Origin of the sequence: Brotaphodocola sp. (genome assembly GCF_050873065.1) — a bacterium.
Lineage (GTDB): Bacteria > Bacillota > Clostridia > Lachnospirales > Lachnospiraceae > Brotaphodocola.
The window spans coordinates 50,053-65,335 of record NZ_JBNMIC010000004.1; the positions used below are offsets into that span (position 1 = coordinate 50,053).

At 47.7% G+C, this 15,283-nt stretch carries 13 protein-coding genes; 10 read left to right on the plus strand and 3 right to left on the minus strand.

Translation table 11 applies throughout. The annotated features are described in order from the left end of the window. Positions 1-14: 14 nt before the first annotated feature. Positions 15-1,094, minus strand: a complete 1,080-nt coding sequence (locus ACR0QE_RS02260; RefSeq protein WP_432626765.1) for an undecaprenyldiphospho-muramoylpentapeptide beta-N-acetylglucosaminyltransferase — start codon at positions 1,092-1,094, stop codon at positions 15-17. A gap of 263 nt (positions 1,095-1,357) precedes the next feature. Between ACR0QE_RS02260 and ACR0QE_RS02265 the strand changes: the two genes are divergently transcribed. Both ACR0QE_RS02265 and ACR0QE_RS02270 read left to right on the plus strand, forming a co-directional pair. Beyond that, complete coding sequence (locus ACR0QE_RS02265; protein WP_432626766.1) at positions 1,358-2,695, plus strand: hypothetical protein; 1,338 nt, start codon at positions 1,358-1,360, stop codon at positions 2,693-2,695. 21 nt (positions 2,696-2,716) lie between these two features. Then, entirely contained in the window at positions 2,717-3,199 is a 483-nt protein-coding gene (locus ACR0QE_RS02270; RefSeq protein WP_432626767.1) for a hypothetical protein, read from the plus strand. A gap of 186 nt (positions 3,200-3,385) precedes the next feature. Here ACR0QE_RS02270 and ACR0QE_RS02275 read toward each other — a convergent pair whose 3' ends face one another. Further along, positions 3,386-3,634 carry a TIGR03905 family TSCPD domain-containing protein gene (locus ACR0QE_RS02275; RefSeq protein WP_177976706.1) on the minus strand — a complete coding sequence of 83 codons (249 nt, stop codon included), beginning with the start codon at positions 3,632-3,634 and terminating at the stop codon, positions 3,386-3,388. 429 nt (positions 3,635-4,063) lie between these two features. Between ACR0QE_RS02275 and ACR0QE_RS02280 the strand changes: the two genes are divergently transcribed. Both ACR0QE_RS02280 and ACR0QE_RS02285 read left to right on the plus strand, forming a co-directional pair. After that, positions 4,064-4,756 (plus strand): 5'-methylthioadenosine/adenosylhomocysteine nucleosidase, encoded by a 693-nt coding sequence (locus ACR0QE_RS02280; protein WP_432626768.1) that lies wholly within the window; start codon positions 4,064-4,066, stop codon positions 4,754-4,756. 177 nt (positions 4,757-4,933) lie between these two features. Then, entirely contained in the window at positions 4,934-6,043 is a 1,110-nt protein-coding gene (locus tag ACR0QE_RS02285; protein WP_432626769.1) for a hypothetical protein, read from the plus strand. A gap of 167 nt (positions 6,044-6,210) precedes the next feature. On the opposite strand, the gene ACR0QE_RS02290 is transcribed toward ACR0QE_RS02285, so the two are convergent. After that, positions 6,211-6,477 (minus strand): hypothetical protein, encoded by a 267-nt coding sequence (locus ACR0QE_RS02290; protein WP_432626770.1) that lies wholly within the window; start codon positions 6,475-6,477, stop codon positions 6,211-6,213. Between the two features lie 353 nt (positions 6,478-6,830). Here ACR0QE_RS02290 and ACR0QE_RS02295 point away from each other — a divergent pair, with 353 nt between their 5' ends. The 6 genes from ACR0QE_RS02295 to ACR0QE_RS02320 all read left to right on the plus strand — a co-directional run bounded on the left by ACR0QE_RS02295 (position 6,831) and on the right by ACR0QE_RS02320 (position 15,009). Further along, complete coding sequence (locus ACR0QE_RS02295) at positions 6,831-7,949, plus strand: hypothetical protein (protein WP_432626771.1); 1,119 nt, start codon at positions 6,831-6,833, stop codon at positions 7,947-7,949. A 280-nt stretch (positions 7,950-8,229) separates the two neighbouring features. Next, positions 8,230-8,823, plus strand: coding sequence for a spore protease YyaC (gene yyaC / locus ACR0QE_RS02300; protein ID WP_432626772.1), 594 nt, complete (start codon positions 8,230-8,232; stop codon positions 8,821-8,823). A 170-nt stretch (positions 8,824-8,993) separates the two neighbouring features. After that, positions 8,994-10,313, plus strand: a complete 1,320-nt coding sequence (locus ACR0QE_RS02305; protein WP_432626773.1) for a LysM peptidoglycan-binding domain-containing protein — start codon at positions 8,994-8,996, stop codon at positions 10,311-10,313. A 158-nt stretch (positions 10,314-10,471) separates the two neighbouring features. Beyond that, a complete protein-coding gene (locus ACR0QE_RS02310) occupies positions 10,472-11,752 on the plus strand; it encodes a DUF5711 family protein (RefSeq protein WP_432626774.1) in 1,281 nt (426 codons plus the stop codon). Positions 11,753-11,787: 35 nt separating this feature from the next. Continuing rightward, positions 11,788-13,779, plus strand: coding sequence for a transketolase (gene tkt / locus ACR0QE_RS02315; protein ID WP_432626775.1), 1,992 nt, complete (start codon positions 11,788-11,790; stop codon positions 13,777-13,779). Positions 13,780-14,061: 282 nt separating this feature from the next. Then, complete coding sequence (locus ACR0QE_RS02320; protein WP_432626776.1) at positions 14,062-15,009, plus strand: ROK family glucokinase; 948 nt, start codon at positions 14,062-14,064, stop codon at positions 15,007-15,009. Positions 15,010-15,283: the final 274 nt, after the last annotated feature.

Here is a 15,283-nt window from a genome sequence, read left to right on the forward strand (position 1 = left end):
AACTGTGAGATGATTTATTTCTGAGTGTTCTTTTCGGCGTAGGATTCAATCAGTCCAATGATGGTGCTGACTGCGTCGGAATGAGCACTTTTACTCATCGCGTCGATGAATTTCTGACGATCTCTGTAAGTGCGGTCAATCGCATCGAAGAGTGTGTCGTCTGTCACGGTTTCTTCTTCCAGAACAGTTGAGAAGCCCTGCTTTTCAAATGAGCGCGCATTCAGGATCTGATCTCCACGGCTTGCGGCTGCGGAGAGCGGGATCAGGACGTTCGGCTTTCTGAGCGCGAGAATCTCGCAGATGGAGTTGGCCCCGGCACGGGAAACCATCAGGTCAGCGGCTGCGAAGAGATGACGCAGAGGGGCATCCACATACTCGTACTGAACATATCCGCTCTGACCGATCAGGGACTCATCGAGGTGTCCCTTGCCGCAGATATGTATAATCTGGAAGTGCGGGAGCAGACGCGGAAGAAGGCTTCTGACAGCGTTGTTCACAGCGACAGCGCCGAGGCTTCCACCGATGACGAGAATGACCGGCTTGTCGGCAGAGAGACCTGCATACTGAAGACCGGTGAGACGGTCTCCTTCGAGAAGTTCTCTGCGGATCGGGGAACCGGTCAGGACAGCTTTTTCTTTCGGGAGATACTGAAGCGTCTCCGGGAAGTTACAGCATACCTTCGCAGCAGATGGGATGCAGATTTTGTTGGCAAGACCAGGGGTCATATCGGACTCGTGGATAATGGTCGGAATCTTAAAGTGCTTTGCAGCGAGAACGACAGGAACCGCCACGAATCCACCCTTGGAGAAGACAACGTCCGGTTTATATTTTTTCATAAGACCGCGGGCTTCCATGTAGCCTTTGATGACACGGAACGGATCAGAGAAATTTTTCAGGTCAAAATAACGGCGGAGCTTTCCGGAAGAAATTCCATCATAAGGAATTCCGGCTCCCTCGACGAGTTTGCGCTCAATGCCGTTGTAGGTACCGATATAATGAATTTCATACCCGCGCTCTTTGAGGGACGGGAGAAGTGCTAAATTGGGGGTGACATGCCCGGCGGTTCCGCCACCGGTCAGAATGATTTTCTTCATAAAATTGCCTCCAGATGATTTTTGAGGATTGATTTTGCGATTCATTCATGTTCCATGAGTGTGTGTTAATCAGCAAATCCTTATAGTATTATACTAATCATAGGGATTAAAAAGTCAACCCTGAAAAAAGTTGTTATTATTTTGCGTGATCGGCGTATTAATAGTTAGATGACCTTTCGATGGTACATTGTCTCGTCGATCACTTTGCATCACATGGTATCTTTTGGATTTAAGGATTTTTGCAAGGCATAAGGAGTGAAAAAGTGAGCAGGAATGGGCACCGTCAGACAAGAGTGGATTTGAATTCTTTGAAGAATCTCAAAGAGTGGAGCGATCGAAAACTTTGGCAGGAGATCGAAGAAGGAGAAAAAGCCTGTGAATTAATCTCTGAGAGAGAGGTTAAGGAGTCTGAGCGGTCTTCTGTATCAGAAAAATTATCTTCCCATGAACAAGAGCCATTTAGAACGGAAACAGAGACAAAAATGGGTAAAAAATCAGTCAAGACAGGCATGGATGAAGATGAGGACGATGAAGATGATTTTCAGGCTCTGATGAGACGAATTCGGAGCGCAGAAATTCAGCCGATTTCAGAGAAAGAGTTTGATCGAAGACGAGAGACAGTGAGGAAGATAACGGAAGATTCATCGGGAATTCCGAGATATGGTCTTGCAAAAAAAATGAGTGTATTGAGAGACGAGCGTTTCTGTCCAAAAAAGATGTGTCTTTTTACAAAAAGGCGCAGAGGACCCCGAATTCAATCTAAATCAGGAATAGAAATAAAATCAAGAAATTCATTCTTAGAACGTGATGAGATATTGGATTTGGCGGAAGAGGTTATGAGAATCCAAGAGTGGACAGAAGAGTTTCAAAGAACATTTACACAGACAAGAACAGCAGACAATCCGGTCAGCACCAATATGCATCCGGCAGTCACAGCCGGATCGCAGAAACACGAAGCGAGTCCGGCTGTTGTTATATCAGGGGAGGTGAAAGAAAAAACACCATCATTCCATCCCAGAAAACACCCTTTCCGCAAAAAACGCATGAAGATCCTGCTCGTCGCTGTGGCAGCAGGAATCGCAGTACTTGGCGGAACAATGGTGGCATCCGGAAAGCGAGAGTATAATTATGGGATTTATCCGATTGTGGGGAAACAAAATCTTGTAATGAAAAATAACGCGGTTCTGGATACGGCAGACGATCTGGAAACAGCTTACCAGAGAATTGAGGATGAGCTGGGAATGCCAGTGATAGAGTTGGGGTATCTTCCACATGAAATGAAATTCCAAAAGCTTACAATAGAAAGAAATCAAGCGATAATGAAATTTACATATAAAGGAAAACTTATTTATTTTAAACAAGAAAAATTGGAAACGTCAGAACATGAGGTAACACAATCTTTTGTTTCGGATCGAAAAGAATATAAAAAAATTTATAATAGTTGGTTAAAAAAAGAAATTTCTATCGAGAAAAATTTGTTACAAGATGGATTGGTGGAATATAGTTTTTGTATAACGGAAAAAGAAAATACCTATTATCTATCGGGAATAATGCAAGAAAGTGATTTTTTAGAAATAGCGGACGGTGCATTTTGGAGATAAAAAAACTTTTTAGGAGAAAATATGAAAAATAATAAAAAGCGATTTTTTATGTTAGTTTTAACCGTAATATTAGCTATATCGACGCAATTTACTTCCTTGGCATATGCGGGAGAAACTCAAGGCATTGATAAGATTGAAGTCTTAACAAGTACAAGAGGTAGACTGATTTCTTCTGTAAATGTAAGAATATCGGATGAGGGAAAAGGCGTAATAGGTGCATATGCAGAATTGCTTTGTCATGAACCAATGGAGGAATTAAGAATTTGGGTTTATTTAGAGCATCAGACTTCTGCAGGAAGTTGGTCAACGGTTTCCTATAAAAAATTTGAATGGTTAGCGGAAGATTATCCAAATGAAGATTTAAGTATGGCGATAGTTTCCTACAATATTCCAAATATGAAACGTGGTGAAAAATATAGATTAAAGTGTTTATTTGGAGCGGATCATGCTGACTTAGGAAGTGAAAACTGGAGAGCATCAACTTCTGCGCTGTACCTTGAATAATCCATAAAAAGAAATGACAATTTATAATTAAAGCAAATCCCCCGCTGGATCGCATTTGTAATCAAGTGGGGGATTTGTATGTGTGTTCGTATCTATACTAGTTCATACGAACAAAAAATTCTGTTTAGCTTGGTTATACCGAAAAAAAGCAGACTTGAATAATATATAATTATAATATACCGCAGTTTACTGCTGAGCTGCTTTATACTGCTTTAATGCCTGAGCAAGCTGGTCTGGGCAGGATGTCGGGCGCGGACCGCAATGAATGCCCTCGATGCGGCTGATTGCCTCATCAATGTCCATTCCTTCGATCAGACGAGCAACACCCTGTGTATTTCCGGAGCAACCGCCGACGTACTGAACATTAACTACTTTATTATCTTTTACATCAAAATGAATTTCTCTGGAACAAACGCCTCTAGTCTTGTAAACCATCATGTATTTTCCTCCGTGTGTTGATATGAATTTCTTCAAATATTTTCTTAATTGTTTTTCAAAAATATTCGGTTTGCTTTCTTGAAAATTACGCATATTTGAAAGATAATGATAATTTTTCGCAGTGAACTGCTCAAATTTCATTATGTCATCCTTAAAAAAGATTGTCAAGGGAAGAATTCATAGATATAATGAGATGCGTGTAATTTGGTGTTTGCTTTATTTTATAGTTGAAACTACCATAAAGCGCGACAGAAGGCTGAGCGGATTCAGTGCGAACCCGTGTGAAACGCCGGTGTTTAGGCTGCGTATTTTGCAGCCTTATGCACCGCTGCGTTGAGCGCCGGAGTGCAAACGTGTTCGCATGAATTTGATTCAGCCGTTGGAGCGCTAAGGATAAAAACAGAGAAGAAAAGGAAGAAAAGAACTATGCTTGGAATCATTGGTGCAATGGCAGAGGAAGTTGAGCAGTTAAAGCAGGATATGGCATATCCGGAGGTAACAAAGATTGCCGGAATGGAATTTTACAAGGGAAGAATCGGCGGAAAAATGACCGTTGTCGTGAGATCCGGAATCGGCAAAGTAAATGCAGGTGTCTGTGTTCAGATTCTTGTAGATCGCTTTGGCGTTGATGGAATTGTAAATACAGGAATCGCAGGTTCTCTGCACGCAGAAATCAACATCGGCGATATGGTATTATCCACAGATGCCATTCAACACGATGTCGATGCCACAACATTCGGCTATCCGCTGGGAAAGATTCCGCAGATGGACGTACAGGCATTTCCGGCAGATGAAAAACTGCGTGCTCTTGCAAAAGAGTGCAGCAGGAAAGTCAATCCGGAACTTGGCGTATTTGAGGGACGCGTTCTGACTGGCGACCAGTTCATTTCCAGCAAAGAAAAGAAGAAATGGCTGATTGATACATTTGACGGATACTGCACCGAGATGGAAGGCGCTGCGATCGCGCAGGCAGCCTATTTGAACCACGTTCCATTTTTGATTGTGCGCGCAATTTCTGACAAGGCAGATGACAGCGCATCTATGGATTATCCGGAATTTGAGAGACTGGCAGTGCTTCACAGTGTTCGTCTGACCCGCGCTCTGATTCAGGCCTGCTAATACATTGAGACATTGAGAATGCATTTTCAGGCATTTTCCAAGTATGAGAATCTATGAGAATCAGTTTTTAGCGAACTTTGACGAACGATTCTAGGCTCCCTGAACTTTCCAAAACGGACAGGAAACAGTATAATGATCCTGTTCGAACAATTCAGGAAAGAAAGGGGAGCTGTTTTTATGATGCAGTTATTGGAAACAGGAAAGGCATTGTATGTCTTGGCGGGCATTTGTCTGATGGGAATTCTGACCAGAGGACTGACCCGGCGCCTCTACAAAGGATTACTGAAAGAAAGCACCAACCTCACGGTGACGAAGAACCGAACATTGAAAGAACTGAAGACGAGAGCAGAGAATGCATACAGGGTCAATCAGGGAATGAGAGATACCGGAGCCTGGCTGGAGCATCAGCTGAATGAGATGAAAATCATGGGATTCACGCTGAATGGCTGGAGCGGACTTGCCATGCAGTGGACGTGGCTTTGCCTGCTCGCTGGAGGGACTGGTGCATTTCTCGCATACTGGTACCGGCTGGATACTTCCTGCATGGTACTTTACGGGGCAGGCGGAATTCTGATGGCAATGCTGACTCTGGTGTTTGACGGGGTGACAGCCGGAGTGAGGAGAGAACAGCTGATGATGGCACTTCAGGATTATCTGGAAAATGTGATGTATCCGAGAATGGCGCGCAATCAGCCGATCGACAGTGAAAACCTGGCATCCGCAGTCCGCCCATCCGCAGCCTCCAGAGGAATGCGCAGTCTGGGACGTTTATCTCTGCGCTCTGAAATGAGCCGTGAGAACGCCGAATCCGAAAATTCTGAAAATCTGGAAAATCCGGGCGAGAATGAGGGCGAGAGAGCATACAGCGGATTTTCCGGGACGGTGATGCAGGGCGGTGCCAGAAACAGTGGAAACAACGGAAGTAACCGGAGTGGAAATGTTTTTGGAAACGGAAAACGGCAGAGACGTGCAAACCAAAACACATCCACATCTGTATCAGGTGGGAGTGGAGATTCCTCTGTCTCGACCGCACAGAGTGCAGTGTCTTCGATCTCCGGAATTCGGAATGCTTCTGCTCAGGCGGATTTACATACACGTCAGGGGGCTCAGGGAAAAACAGGAGACAGTACTGCCGGAGTTTCGGACACCGAATACCTGAAACGAAGTCTGGAACAGATGGCGGCAAGTCGGGAGAAACATCGGGAAGGAACAGAAAACTGGCTGAAAGATCTGAGTCCGGAGGAGGTAGAGCTGATCGGGGATATTTTGAAGCAGTACTTGATTTAGTAAGTCTAGCTGACCAAACAGAATCAAATGAGGAAAGTATGAGGGAAGTATGAAAAAATGAGAATGGGACTGTCGATTTTGTGAAAAAAATTTCGCGAACCGATAGTCCCATTTTTATTGCTTCATAGGAAATTGCGTTCTATGAAACAGAAATATGCTTCGTGGCATTATTCCTCAATGACATGAATTTCCAGAGAATCAAAGTCGATGGATTCAATAAAACTGTCCTGCGTGAAACGTGTCTTTGCGTGAAGCTTGAAGTCGCTGATGTTGGAATCCAGCCAGATCGGACAGCTTAAATCAAATTGGCGGCAGATGTCTTCCACTGCCTGAAATACCATGGTAGTGCGGGATTGATTGTAATCCCCATTGGCGATGACGGTATCTTTTATCATATGATTATCTTTCCAGATTTTCCCCCACATACGAAACATAAAAATCCTCCTTATTGTGAGCCGTGGTTTTTCTCAGGCAATATTATAGCGGAAGCAGACAGACTTGACAAGGTTTGTATTTTTTGTGAGATTTATCTGGCTTTGCTTCAACTATGCTTCAATTATGATTCAGATATGATTCAGGTATGGTTCCGGTATGATTCAGGATCCAGGATTGCGCACGCAACGCGTGAACGGCAACGTTTAATCGGCTCCGCCCCTTGTGGGATATCGGATTTCGTAGTAAACTAAAAAGAACAGAGAATGATCGAAAAAAGGGAAAATGGTTACCGTTTGCATAAGGTGTGAGTGGTGACAGAGAAATAAAGATTACGGCGAGGAGGAATGGCAGAATGGCACAGACCGGGAAGGAATGCGTGGAATTTCTGGAAAAAGCCAGAAATGCGGTGGAAGAATTGTCCGTCGTGGAAGACAGGGAAAAACAGCTGATTCAGGATGAGGGAAAAAAGAAAAAAATTCTGGAGATGGAGCGAAAACAAGTCGCAGAGCTGGTCACCCAGACGATCAAGAAACGCCGGGACGAGATTGATTCCAGTTACGACGCAGAGATCGGAAAAGCGCAGGAACAGCTGAAAAAAGCCAGATCGAGACGGGAGAAGGCAAAAAACCAGGGTGTGAAAGAGCGAATTGCCGAGGAGACCTTTGAACTGCACGCACATAACAAAGAATTGCGGCTGAGAATGAAGACGATTTTCCGGCAGAATCATGTGCCGGGATTTTGCAGGAGCCGCCTGTACTACTCTCTGTTTTTCCCGCGGTGGATAAAAGAATTTCTGCTTTTGATTCTCTTTGCGCTTGTCCTGTTTGTGGCTCTTCCCTGTGGAATCTATCTCCTGATCCCGAACCACAGGACGATCTATCTCGCAGGAATCTATGCGCTTGATATTCTGATTTTCGGCGGAATCTATGTCGGGTTGAGCAACCAGACAAAGATTCGGTACATGGCACCGCTCAAGGAGGGACGGCAGATTCTCGATGAGATTCATGCGAATGACAGAAAGATCCGACTGATTACCTCCACGATCCGGAAAGACCGGAATGAGTCGTTCTATGATCTGGAAAAATATGACGATGAGATTGCGAGAATTCAGCAGGAACTCAGCGATGTCGCTCTGAAAAAGAAGGATGCGCTGAATACGTTTGAGAATGTCACAAAGACGATTCTTCAGGATGAGATTGAGCACAACCATGAGGCGGATCTGACACGTCTTCAGGATGAATATGAGGAGGTTCGCAGACAGCTCAAGGCGACGTCGACAGAGGTGAAGGAGAGACGTCTGGATCTGACCGATCATTACAGCACCTACCTCGGAAGAGACTTTCTGGATCCGTTTAAGATTCAGGATCTGAAAGGTCTGATTGAGAATGGGGAGGCTTCCAACATCAGCGAGGCGATCGAGGTTTACCGGACGAGAGCGGGCCAGAAGAATGAGCTGGCGGCAACAAAATAGAGGGCAGAAACATTGCAGCGGCCACAGATTACGAGACGAGGTGATCTGTGATCGCTGTTTTTTATATGATAGGAAATTGCGTCCTATCATACAAAAAATGCTCCGCAAGGATGCGCACTTAGGCGAGCTGCGGGCTTCATACATAATTTCCCAATTTTGCGTCTATACTAACAAAAAGCAGCGCAGGCAAAACATGATGGGAACAGAGAGAAATTCACAGAATTCACAGAGAACCTTAGAAATGAGAACAGAAAATCAGATAGAAAAGAAAACGGAAAAAATGCAGGCAGAAAAAAGAACAGCAAAGCACTCCGGCATCTATTATTTTGACTCGAAACAGCGGGGAGATGTCCGCTATTGTGCGGGACTCATGTGTGCGATGATCGGGGAGCTTCTCGGCACGAGAGAGCGGAACGGGGTTGTGTTTTTGTGCATCGGCACGGACCGCTCGACCGGGGACAGTCTCGGCCCTCTGATCGGCTACAAACTGTCGTCGGGAAATGTGCGCAGACTTCAGGTGATCGGGACGCTTGAGCGGCCTGTCCATGCGATGAATCTCGAACAGTATGTCCGCATGATTCACCGGTGTTATCCGCGGAGTGTGATCGTTGCCGTGGATGCCTCTGTCGGGAGCATGGAGCATATCGGCTGTGTGACGCTTGGGCGCGGGGCACTCCGCCCGGGACTTGGTGTCTCAAAAGAGCTGCAGGCCGTGGGAGATATTTTTCTGACCGGGATTGTGGGTGGATATGGGAACCGGGATCCGCTGATGCTCCAGAGTGTCCGGCTCGCGCTTGTCATGCAGATGGCGGATTACATCTGCGAGTCGGCATTTCTTGTCGAACAGTTTCTCGAAAACCGGACCTGGATTTGACAAAATCTTTGACCCTCCCGTGCTATACTCGGCTGTGATCAGGCATCTGGACAGGCTGGCAGGTTCAAAGCGGTTCTGTCCGGATGGCGGAGGGTGTTCGCTTACAGGCATGGCGCCGGAAGGTATTTGGGAACACACTCAGGACAAAGAAATGGCAGGATGGTGAGATTATGGGAGAGTGTTATAATCCGTATCCGAAGCTGCCGAAAAATATCAGGCAGATCGGAGAGCGGGATCCGGTTTTAAAATTGTATGTGGAGGATTACGTAAATACATATTTGAAGCGTCTCTATCCGGCCGGTGGACAGGATCTGCGGGTCGGACTTTTGCTGGGCGAAAACAGGGAGGATGACGGTGTTCCGTACCTGTTTGTGGACGGCGCGCTGGAGATGGAGGGCGCCTGTGTCGGTGGGGAAAAGGTAGAATTTTCGGAGGAACTCTGGAAGAAGGCATACCGGGATATGGAGCAGATGTTCCCAAGACGCATTGTTCTCGGATGGTTTCTCTGCGGTGCCCCGGGGGCAATGCTCAGCCCTCTCAATTACTGGAAACAGCACGGAACGTATTTTTCCGGAAAGAACCAGCTGATGTATGTCAACAGTGGGCTTGAGGGGGAGGAGGCGGTGTACACGGCCTCTGAGGATGGATTTTATAAATTGCGCGGATATAGCATCTACTATGAAAAAAATCAGATGATGCAGGATTATATGGTTTCCAGAAAAGATGCACGGCGGATTGAGAGCCAGACGCGGGACGGGGTGATCCGTGACTTCAGGAAAAAGATGGAGGAGGCCCAGGTGAAAGCGGGAAAACGCAGGAGTCTGACGGGGACACTCGGGACAGCCTGCGGGGTGCTCTCCCTGATCGTGCTTGCAGGCGGTGTCGCGATGGTGAATAATTATCACAAAATGCAGCGCATGGAGGCTGTGATCGCGTCTGTGATTCCGGAGGGAAGTTCGGGGGATCTGACGAGAATCCTGAAAGGTGAAATTGGAAGCGGAAAGACAGCAGGAAATTTGTCCGAGAGAATAGCTGGAGGAACGACGAGCGGAATAACCGGAGAGGCGGACAGGGAGGCAGGCGGTGAAGTGGAGATTGAGCGTGTACCGGGCGAGGTTTATCCGACGCCTGCCCAGATACAGCTCGGGGATGCAAAGGAGAATCAGGAGGGTACGGATCCATCAGAAAGCCCGGACACGTCAGGACATCCGGATCAGCAGACAGAGCAGATCAATAGTAAGATGGCAGCGGTGACAAGTGAAAGTACAGGTACAGACTCACAGACGGAGGCGGGTTCGATTCCCGTTTCCATTCCATCAGATGCGGTCTCCTATGTCGTGCAGACCGGGGAGACACTCTATGGAATCTGCATGGAGAAATACCACAGTCTCGCAAATATGGAGACAATCTGTGCCTGGAATCAGCTGGGGGACGGCAGCCACCTGTCCGCCGGGCAAAAGATTTATCTTCCTCCGCAAATCAATCCGTAAAACATTTTGACCCGTATCTCAAAATGAGATATACTAGAGCATGTTTGAAACACGAGAGAAGTTACTGTTCACGCGTTGCGCAAGCAGTAACCGAGAGAATCCTGTTTGCAAATGCATTTTTACAAAATATTTGGAAAATATTTGGGAGATAAAGAATCATGAGTGATATGAGCTCCATGAGCAGAGAGAGCAGGAAACAGAAACTGCGACAGAGAGTGATCTCAGCGGATGCCCCGATCCCGCCGCAGTTGCGTTCGGAACTGAATGCGGAAGAATCGGAAGAAGCGGTCGCACTGGCACAGAAGAAAGCGCGAAGACGCAAGCTGATCCTTCTTGCAGCTCTGCTGGCAGTGATCGGTGGAGCGGCGGGTGGTCTCTACTATTACCAGAGAAATTATCAGTATGTCGGTTATGAGACGGACTGGCAGACAGATCTGAATGAGGGAAGTCTGGTTGGATACGAGAGTTTTGGGAACAATGTACTCAAGTACACGAAGGACGGAGCGTCCTATATCGACAACCACGGAAAGACGGTCTGGACAGAGAGCTACGAGATGAAGAATCCGATTGTCGCGAGACAGGGAGAGTATGTGGCGATTGCGGACCGGCAGGGAAATAAGATCTGTATTTTCGGTTCGACGGGAAAAGTCGGGGAGGCATCGACGGTGCTTCCGATCAGCAAGGTTACGATTTCGGGAACCGGAATTGTCGCTGCGGTAGTCGAAGATTCCACGGCGAGTTATGTCATGTTTTATGACCGTGACGGAAGCTCGCTTCAGGTCGGAATCAAGACGATCATTTCGGGCGATGGATATGTGCTCGGGGCGGCGCTCTCAAATGACGGCACCCAGCTGATGTGTTCCGTCGTGTACATCCGAAACGGGGAACTGAAAAACCGGGTTGTGTTTTATGATTTTTCCGAGGTCGGAAAAAATGTTCCGGATCGAATTGTCGGAGGATTTGACGATCCGTTTGACGGAACGATTGTCCCGCGTGTGTTCTACATGAATAATTCGTATTCCTGTGCCATTTCGGGAAAAGGGCTGACGTTCTTCTCCACAGAAAACATTGCATCCCCGTCACTTGTGGCTCAGGTTGCAGTGGAATCGGAGATTCAGAGTGTCTGCTACAACAAAGACTATGTGGCGATGGTGCTCAAAAATCCTTCCGGAGAATACACGAACAGTCTTCAGGTCTACAAAAAAGACGGAACTCACGCGTTTACGAAAGATTTTACCTATGAGTATACCCACCTTGATATTGACGATGATTTGATTATTCTGTATAATGAGAATTCATGTGAGATCTTTAATATGGCGGGGGTCCAGAAGCTGTATGCCACATTTGATTTTACAGTTTCAAAGGTAAGAAAGGGTAGATTTCCGAACACTCTTGTAGTGTCGGGACCGCAGCAGATGCGGGAGATCAAGTTAAGGTAACAAAAATACAACCACCCCAAAGGAGGAGATTACCAATGAGTACGATTGATACGTTGTCAGTGAATGCGATCCGTGTGTTATCAGCAGATGCGATCCAGAAAGCCAATTCCGGACACCCGGGACTTCCGCTTGGATGCGCTCCGGCTGCCTATGAGCTGTGGATGAACCACATGAACCACAATCCGGCAGACCCGAAGTGGGCAAACCGCGACCGCTTTATTCTTTCCGGCGGACATGGATCCATGCTGCTGTATTCGCTGCTTCACCTGTTTGGATACGGAAATCTTTCAAAGGAAGATCTGATGAATTTCCGTCAGCTCGGCTCTAAGACCGCCGGTCATCCGGAGTACGGCCACACCGTAGGTGTTGAGGCAACAACAGGCCCGTTGGGCGCAGGCATGGGAATGGCAGTCGGTATGGCGATTGCAGAGGCACATCTTGCAGAGGTATTCAACAAGGAGAATTACCCGGTAGTGGATCATTACACCTTTGTTCTCGGCGGAGACGGATGCATGATGGAGGGAATTTCTTCCGAGGCATTTTCTTTGGCAGGAACCTTAGGACTCGGAAAACTGATCGTACTCTATGACTCCAACCGGATTTCTATCGAGGGAAGCACGGATATTGCATTCACCGAGGATGTACAGGGTCGTATGGAAGCATTTGGATTCCAGACTCTGACTGTGGAAGACGGAAATGATCTGTCTGCAATCGGTGCCGCAATCGAGGAAGCAAAGGCAGATTTAAGCAGACCGTCCTTCATCACGATCAAGACTCAGATCGGATACGGATGCCCGGCAAAGCAGGGCAAGGCAAGCGCACACGGCGAGCCTCTGGGAGTAGAAAATGTGGCAGCTCTGAGAGAGTTCTTAAAATGGCCGTGCGAAGAGCCGTTTGAGGTACCGCAGGAAGTTTACGAGAACTTCAGCAAGGCAGCAGAGGCAAAGGCAGATGTTGAGGCAGCATGGAAAGTCATGTTCGCTGCATACTGCGAGGAGTATCCGGAGATGGAAGAACTCTGGAACAAGTATTTTGACGGAAAGGAAGCTGTCAAGAAGGCGCTCTGGGAGGATGAGAGCTTCTGGGCACAGACCGAGAAGCCGGAGGCAACCAGAAGCCTTTCCGGAAAGGTGATCAACCGCCTGAAAGATCTGATGCCGAACCTGATGGGCGGATCTGCCGATCTGGCACCGTCCAACAAGACTTATATGAACGGCGAGGGAGATTTCTCAAAGGAGAACCGTGCAGGACGCAACATGCATTTCGGTGTCCGTGAGCTTGCAATGACTGCAATCGGAAACGGCATGATGCTTCACGGCGGTCTCCAGTCCTATGTGGCAACCTTCTTCGTATTCAGCGATTACACGAAGCCGATGGCACGTCTGTCCGCTCTGATGAAGACTCCGCTGACCTTTGTGTTCACACATGACAGCATCGGTGTGGGAGAGGATGGTCCGACTCATGAGCCGATCGAGCAGCTTGCGATGTTCCGCGCAATGCCGAACTTCCACGTATTCCGTCCGTGCGATGCAGTTGAGACCGCAGCAGCATGGTACAGTGCAGTGACTTCCGAGAAAACTCCGACCGCACTTGTGCTGACGAGACAGAACCTGACTCCGATGGCAGGAAGCAGCCGTGAGGCACTGAAGGGTGCATACGTGATCGATGACTGTGAGGGAACTCCGGAGCTGATCCTGATTGCTTCCGGTTCTGAGGTTGAGCTGGCTGTGAAGGCAAAAGAAGTTCTGAGCGCAGAGGGCAAGAAAGTCCGCGTCGTATCGATGCCGTGTATGGATCTGTTCGAGGAGCAGAGCGAGGAGTACAAGGAGTCTGTTCTTCCGAAGGCAGTCCGCAAGCGTGTGGCTGTGGAGGCACTCAGCGACTTCGGATGGGGACGCTACGTAGGTCTTGACGGTGCATGTGTGACGATGACCGGATTCGGAGCAAGCGGCCCGGCAAAACAGCTGTTTGAGCACTTCGGCTTCACGGTTGATCACGTTGTGGAGACCGCACACAAGCTCGGCTGATTGCGTCTGACCGGCTACTGATTATTGACACCCTTGACAATTCGATATTTTATGGGAAACCGTCTGGGCAGAAGCGTTCTGTCTCGGGCGGTTTTTCTGAATTCGGGTATGCGATTTTATACTTGCAATCAGAGTGGCTTTCTTTTATAATCAAGCCGAGAAGACTTGTGATGTTTGACACATGGAAATGGTTTACGGAGAACAGAGCCGTTTTGCTGCGAAAAGACGAACAGGAATACGGTTTTGAAATCTGGAAAATGGAGAAGGAGAGGGAGTAAGGACATGGAGAAGAAAAAGTGTATTGGAGTCGATATTGGCGGAACGTCTGTGAAGCTGGGACTGTTTGAGACAGATGGAACTCTGATTTTCAAGTGGGAGGTTCCGACCCGCAAGGAAGAGGGCGGACGCTATATTCTTGAAGATGTGGCAGAATCGATTCGTCATGTCCTGATTGAAAAAGAAATCCATACAGATGAGATCGTTGGTGCCGGGATGGGAGTACCGGGACCGGTTATGCCGGATGGATATGTGGAGGTCTGCGTCAATCTCGGCTGGCACGACTTAAACCCGCAGAAAGTGCTCAGTGACCTTCTCGGCGGAATTCCGGTAAAGAGCGGAAACGATGCAAATGTGGCAGCGCTCGGCGAGATGTGGCAGGGCGGCGGTATGGGTTATACCGATATCGTCATGGTTACGCTCGGAACCGGCGTGGGCGGCGGAGTCATCATCGATGAGAAAATCATTGCAGGCAAACACGGTCTTGCCGGTGAGATCGGTCATATCCACGTTCGCGACGAGGAGACGGAACACTGTAACTGCGGAGGAGTTGGCTGTCTGGAGCAGGTTGCAAGCGCGACGGGAATTGCAAGAGAGGCGCGCAGAAAAATGGCAGCAACCGATACGCCGTCTGCACTGCGCAAGTTTGGCAACGATGTGACTGCGAAAGATGTTTTAGATGAGGCAAAGAACGGCGATGCGCTGGCTCTTGAGATTGTTGAGACGGTTGGACGCTATCTCGGACTTGTGCTCGCACAGCTGGCGATGACGGTGGATCCGCAGATGTTTGTCATCGGCGGAGGTGTGTCCAAGGCAGGTCAGTTCCTGATCGATGTCATTGATAAATATTATCGTCACTTCACACCGATTTCTGAAAATAAGGCAGTTCTTGGCCTTGCAAAACTGGGAAATGATGCCGGAATCTACGGAGCAGCTCGTCTGGTTCTGGATTAAAAAAGCAAAAGATGAGAAAATGAGAGTCCGGCTTGCCGGGCTCTTGTCTTTCAACAAGATTTAAAATTTAAGACGTTGGAAGTCCGGGGTTCAAAACCGTTCTGTGATAGAGATGTCTCAGAAATTATGGTTCAGAAAATGAGGAGACCCCGGCGGATTCTCATCCGACCGGGGCAATTATGAAAAATCTATGTGCAATTTGATGGTTAAATCAAGTTACATCCAATGTTTTCTATGTATTTAGTATATGGAACAATTATGAATAAAATATGAA

Bases quoted from the DNA above. Each gene is read 5' to 3' on its own strand.
- ACR0QE_RS02295 (WP_432626771.1), top strand. From the start codon at position 6,831: ATGGCACAGACCGGGAAGGAATGCGTGGAATTTCTGGAAAAAGCCAGA.
- yyaC (WP_432626772.1), top strand. From the start codon at position 8,230: ATGCAGGCAGAAAAAAGAACAGCAAAGCACTCCGGCATCTATTATTTT.
- ACR0QE_RS02285 (WP_432626769.1), top strand. From the start codon at position 4,934: ATGATGCAGTTATTGGAAACAGGAAAGGCATTGTATGTCTTGGCGGGC.
- ACR0QE_RS02320 (WP_432626776.1), top strand. From the start codon at position 14,062: ATGGAGAAGAAAAAGTGTATTGGAGTCGATATTGGCGGAACGTCTGTG.
- ACR0QE_RS02280 (WP_432626768.1), top strand. From the start codon at position 4,064: ATGCTTGGAATCATTGGTGCAATGGCAGAGGAAGTTGAGCAGTTAAAG.
- ACR0QE_RS02290 (WP_432626770.1), bottom strand. From the start codon at position 6,477: ATGTTTCGTATGTGGGGGAAAATCTGGAAAGATAATCATATGATAAAA.
- ACR0QE_RS02310 (WP_432626774.1), top strand. From the start codon at position 10,472: ATGAGTGATATGAGCTCCATGAGCAGAGAGAGCAGGAAACAGAAACTG.
- ACR0QE_RS02270 (WP_432626767.1), top strand. From the start codon at position 2,717: ATGAAAAATAATAAAAAGCGATTTTTTATGTTAGTTTTAACCGTAATA.
- ACR0QE_RS02275 (WP_177976706.1), bottom strand. From the start codon at position 3,634: ATGGTTTACAAGACTAGAGGCGTTTGTTCCAGAGAAATTCATTTTGAT.
- ACR0QE_RS02260 (WP_432626765.1), bottom strand. From the start codon at position 1,094: ATGAAGAAAATCATTCTGACCGGTGGCGGAACCGCCGGGCATGTCACC.
- tkt (WP_432626775.1), top strand. From the start codon at position 11,788: ATGAGTACGATTGATACGTTGTCAGTGAATGCGATCCGTGTGTTATCA.
- ACR0QE_RS02305 (WP_432626773.1), top strand. From the start codon at position 8,994: ATGGGAGAGTGTTATAATCCGTATCCGAAGCTGCCGAAAAATATCAGG.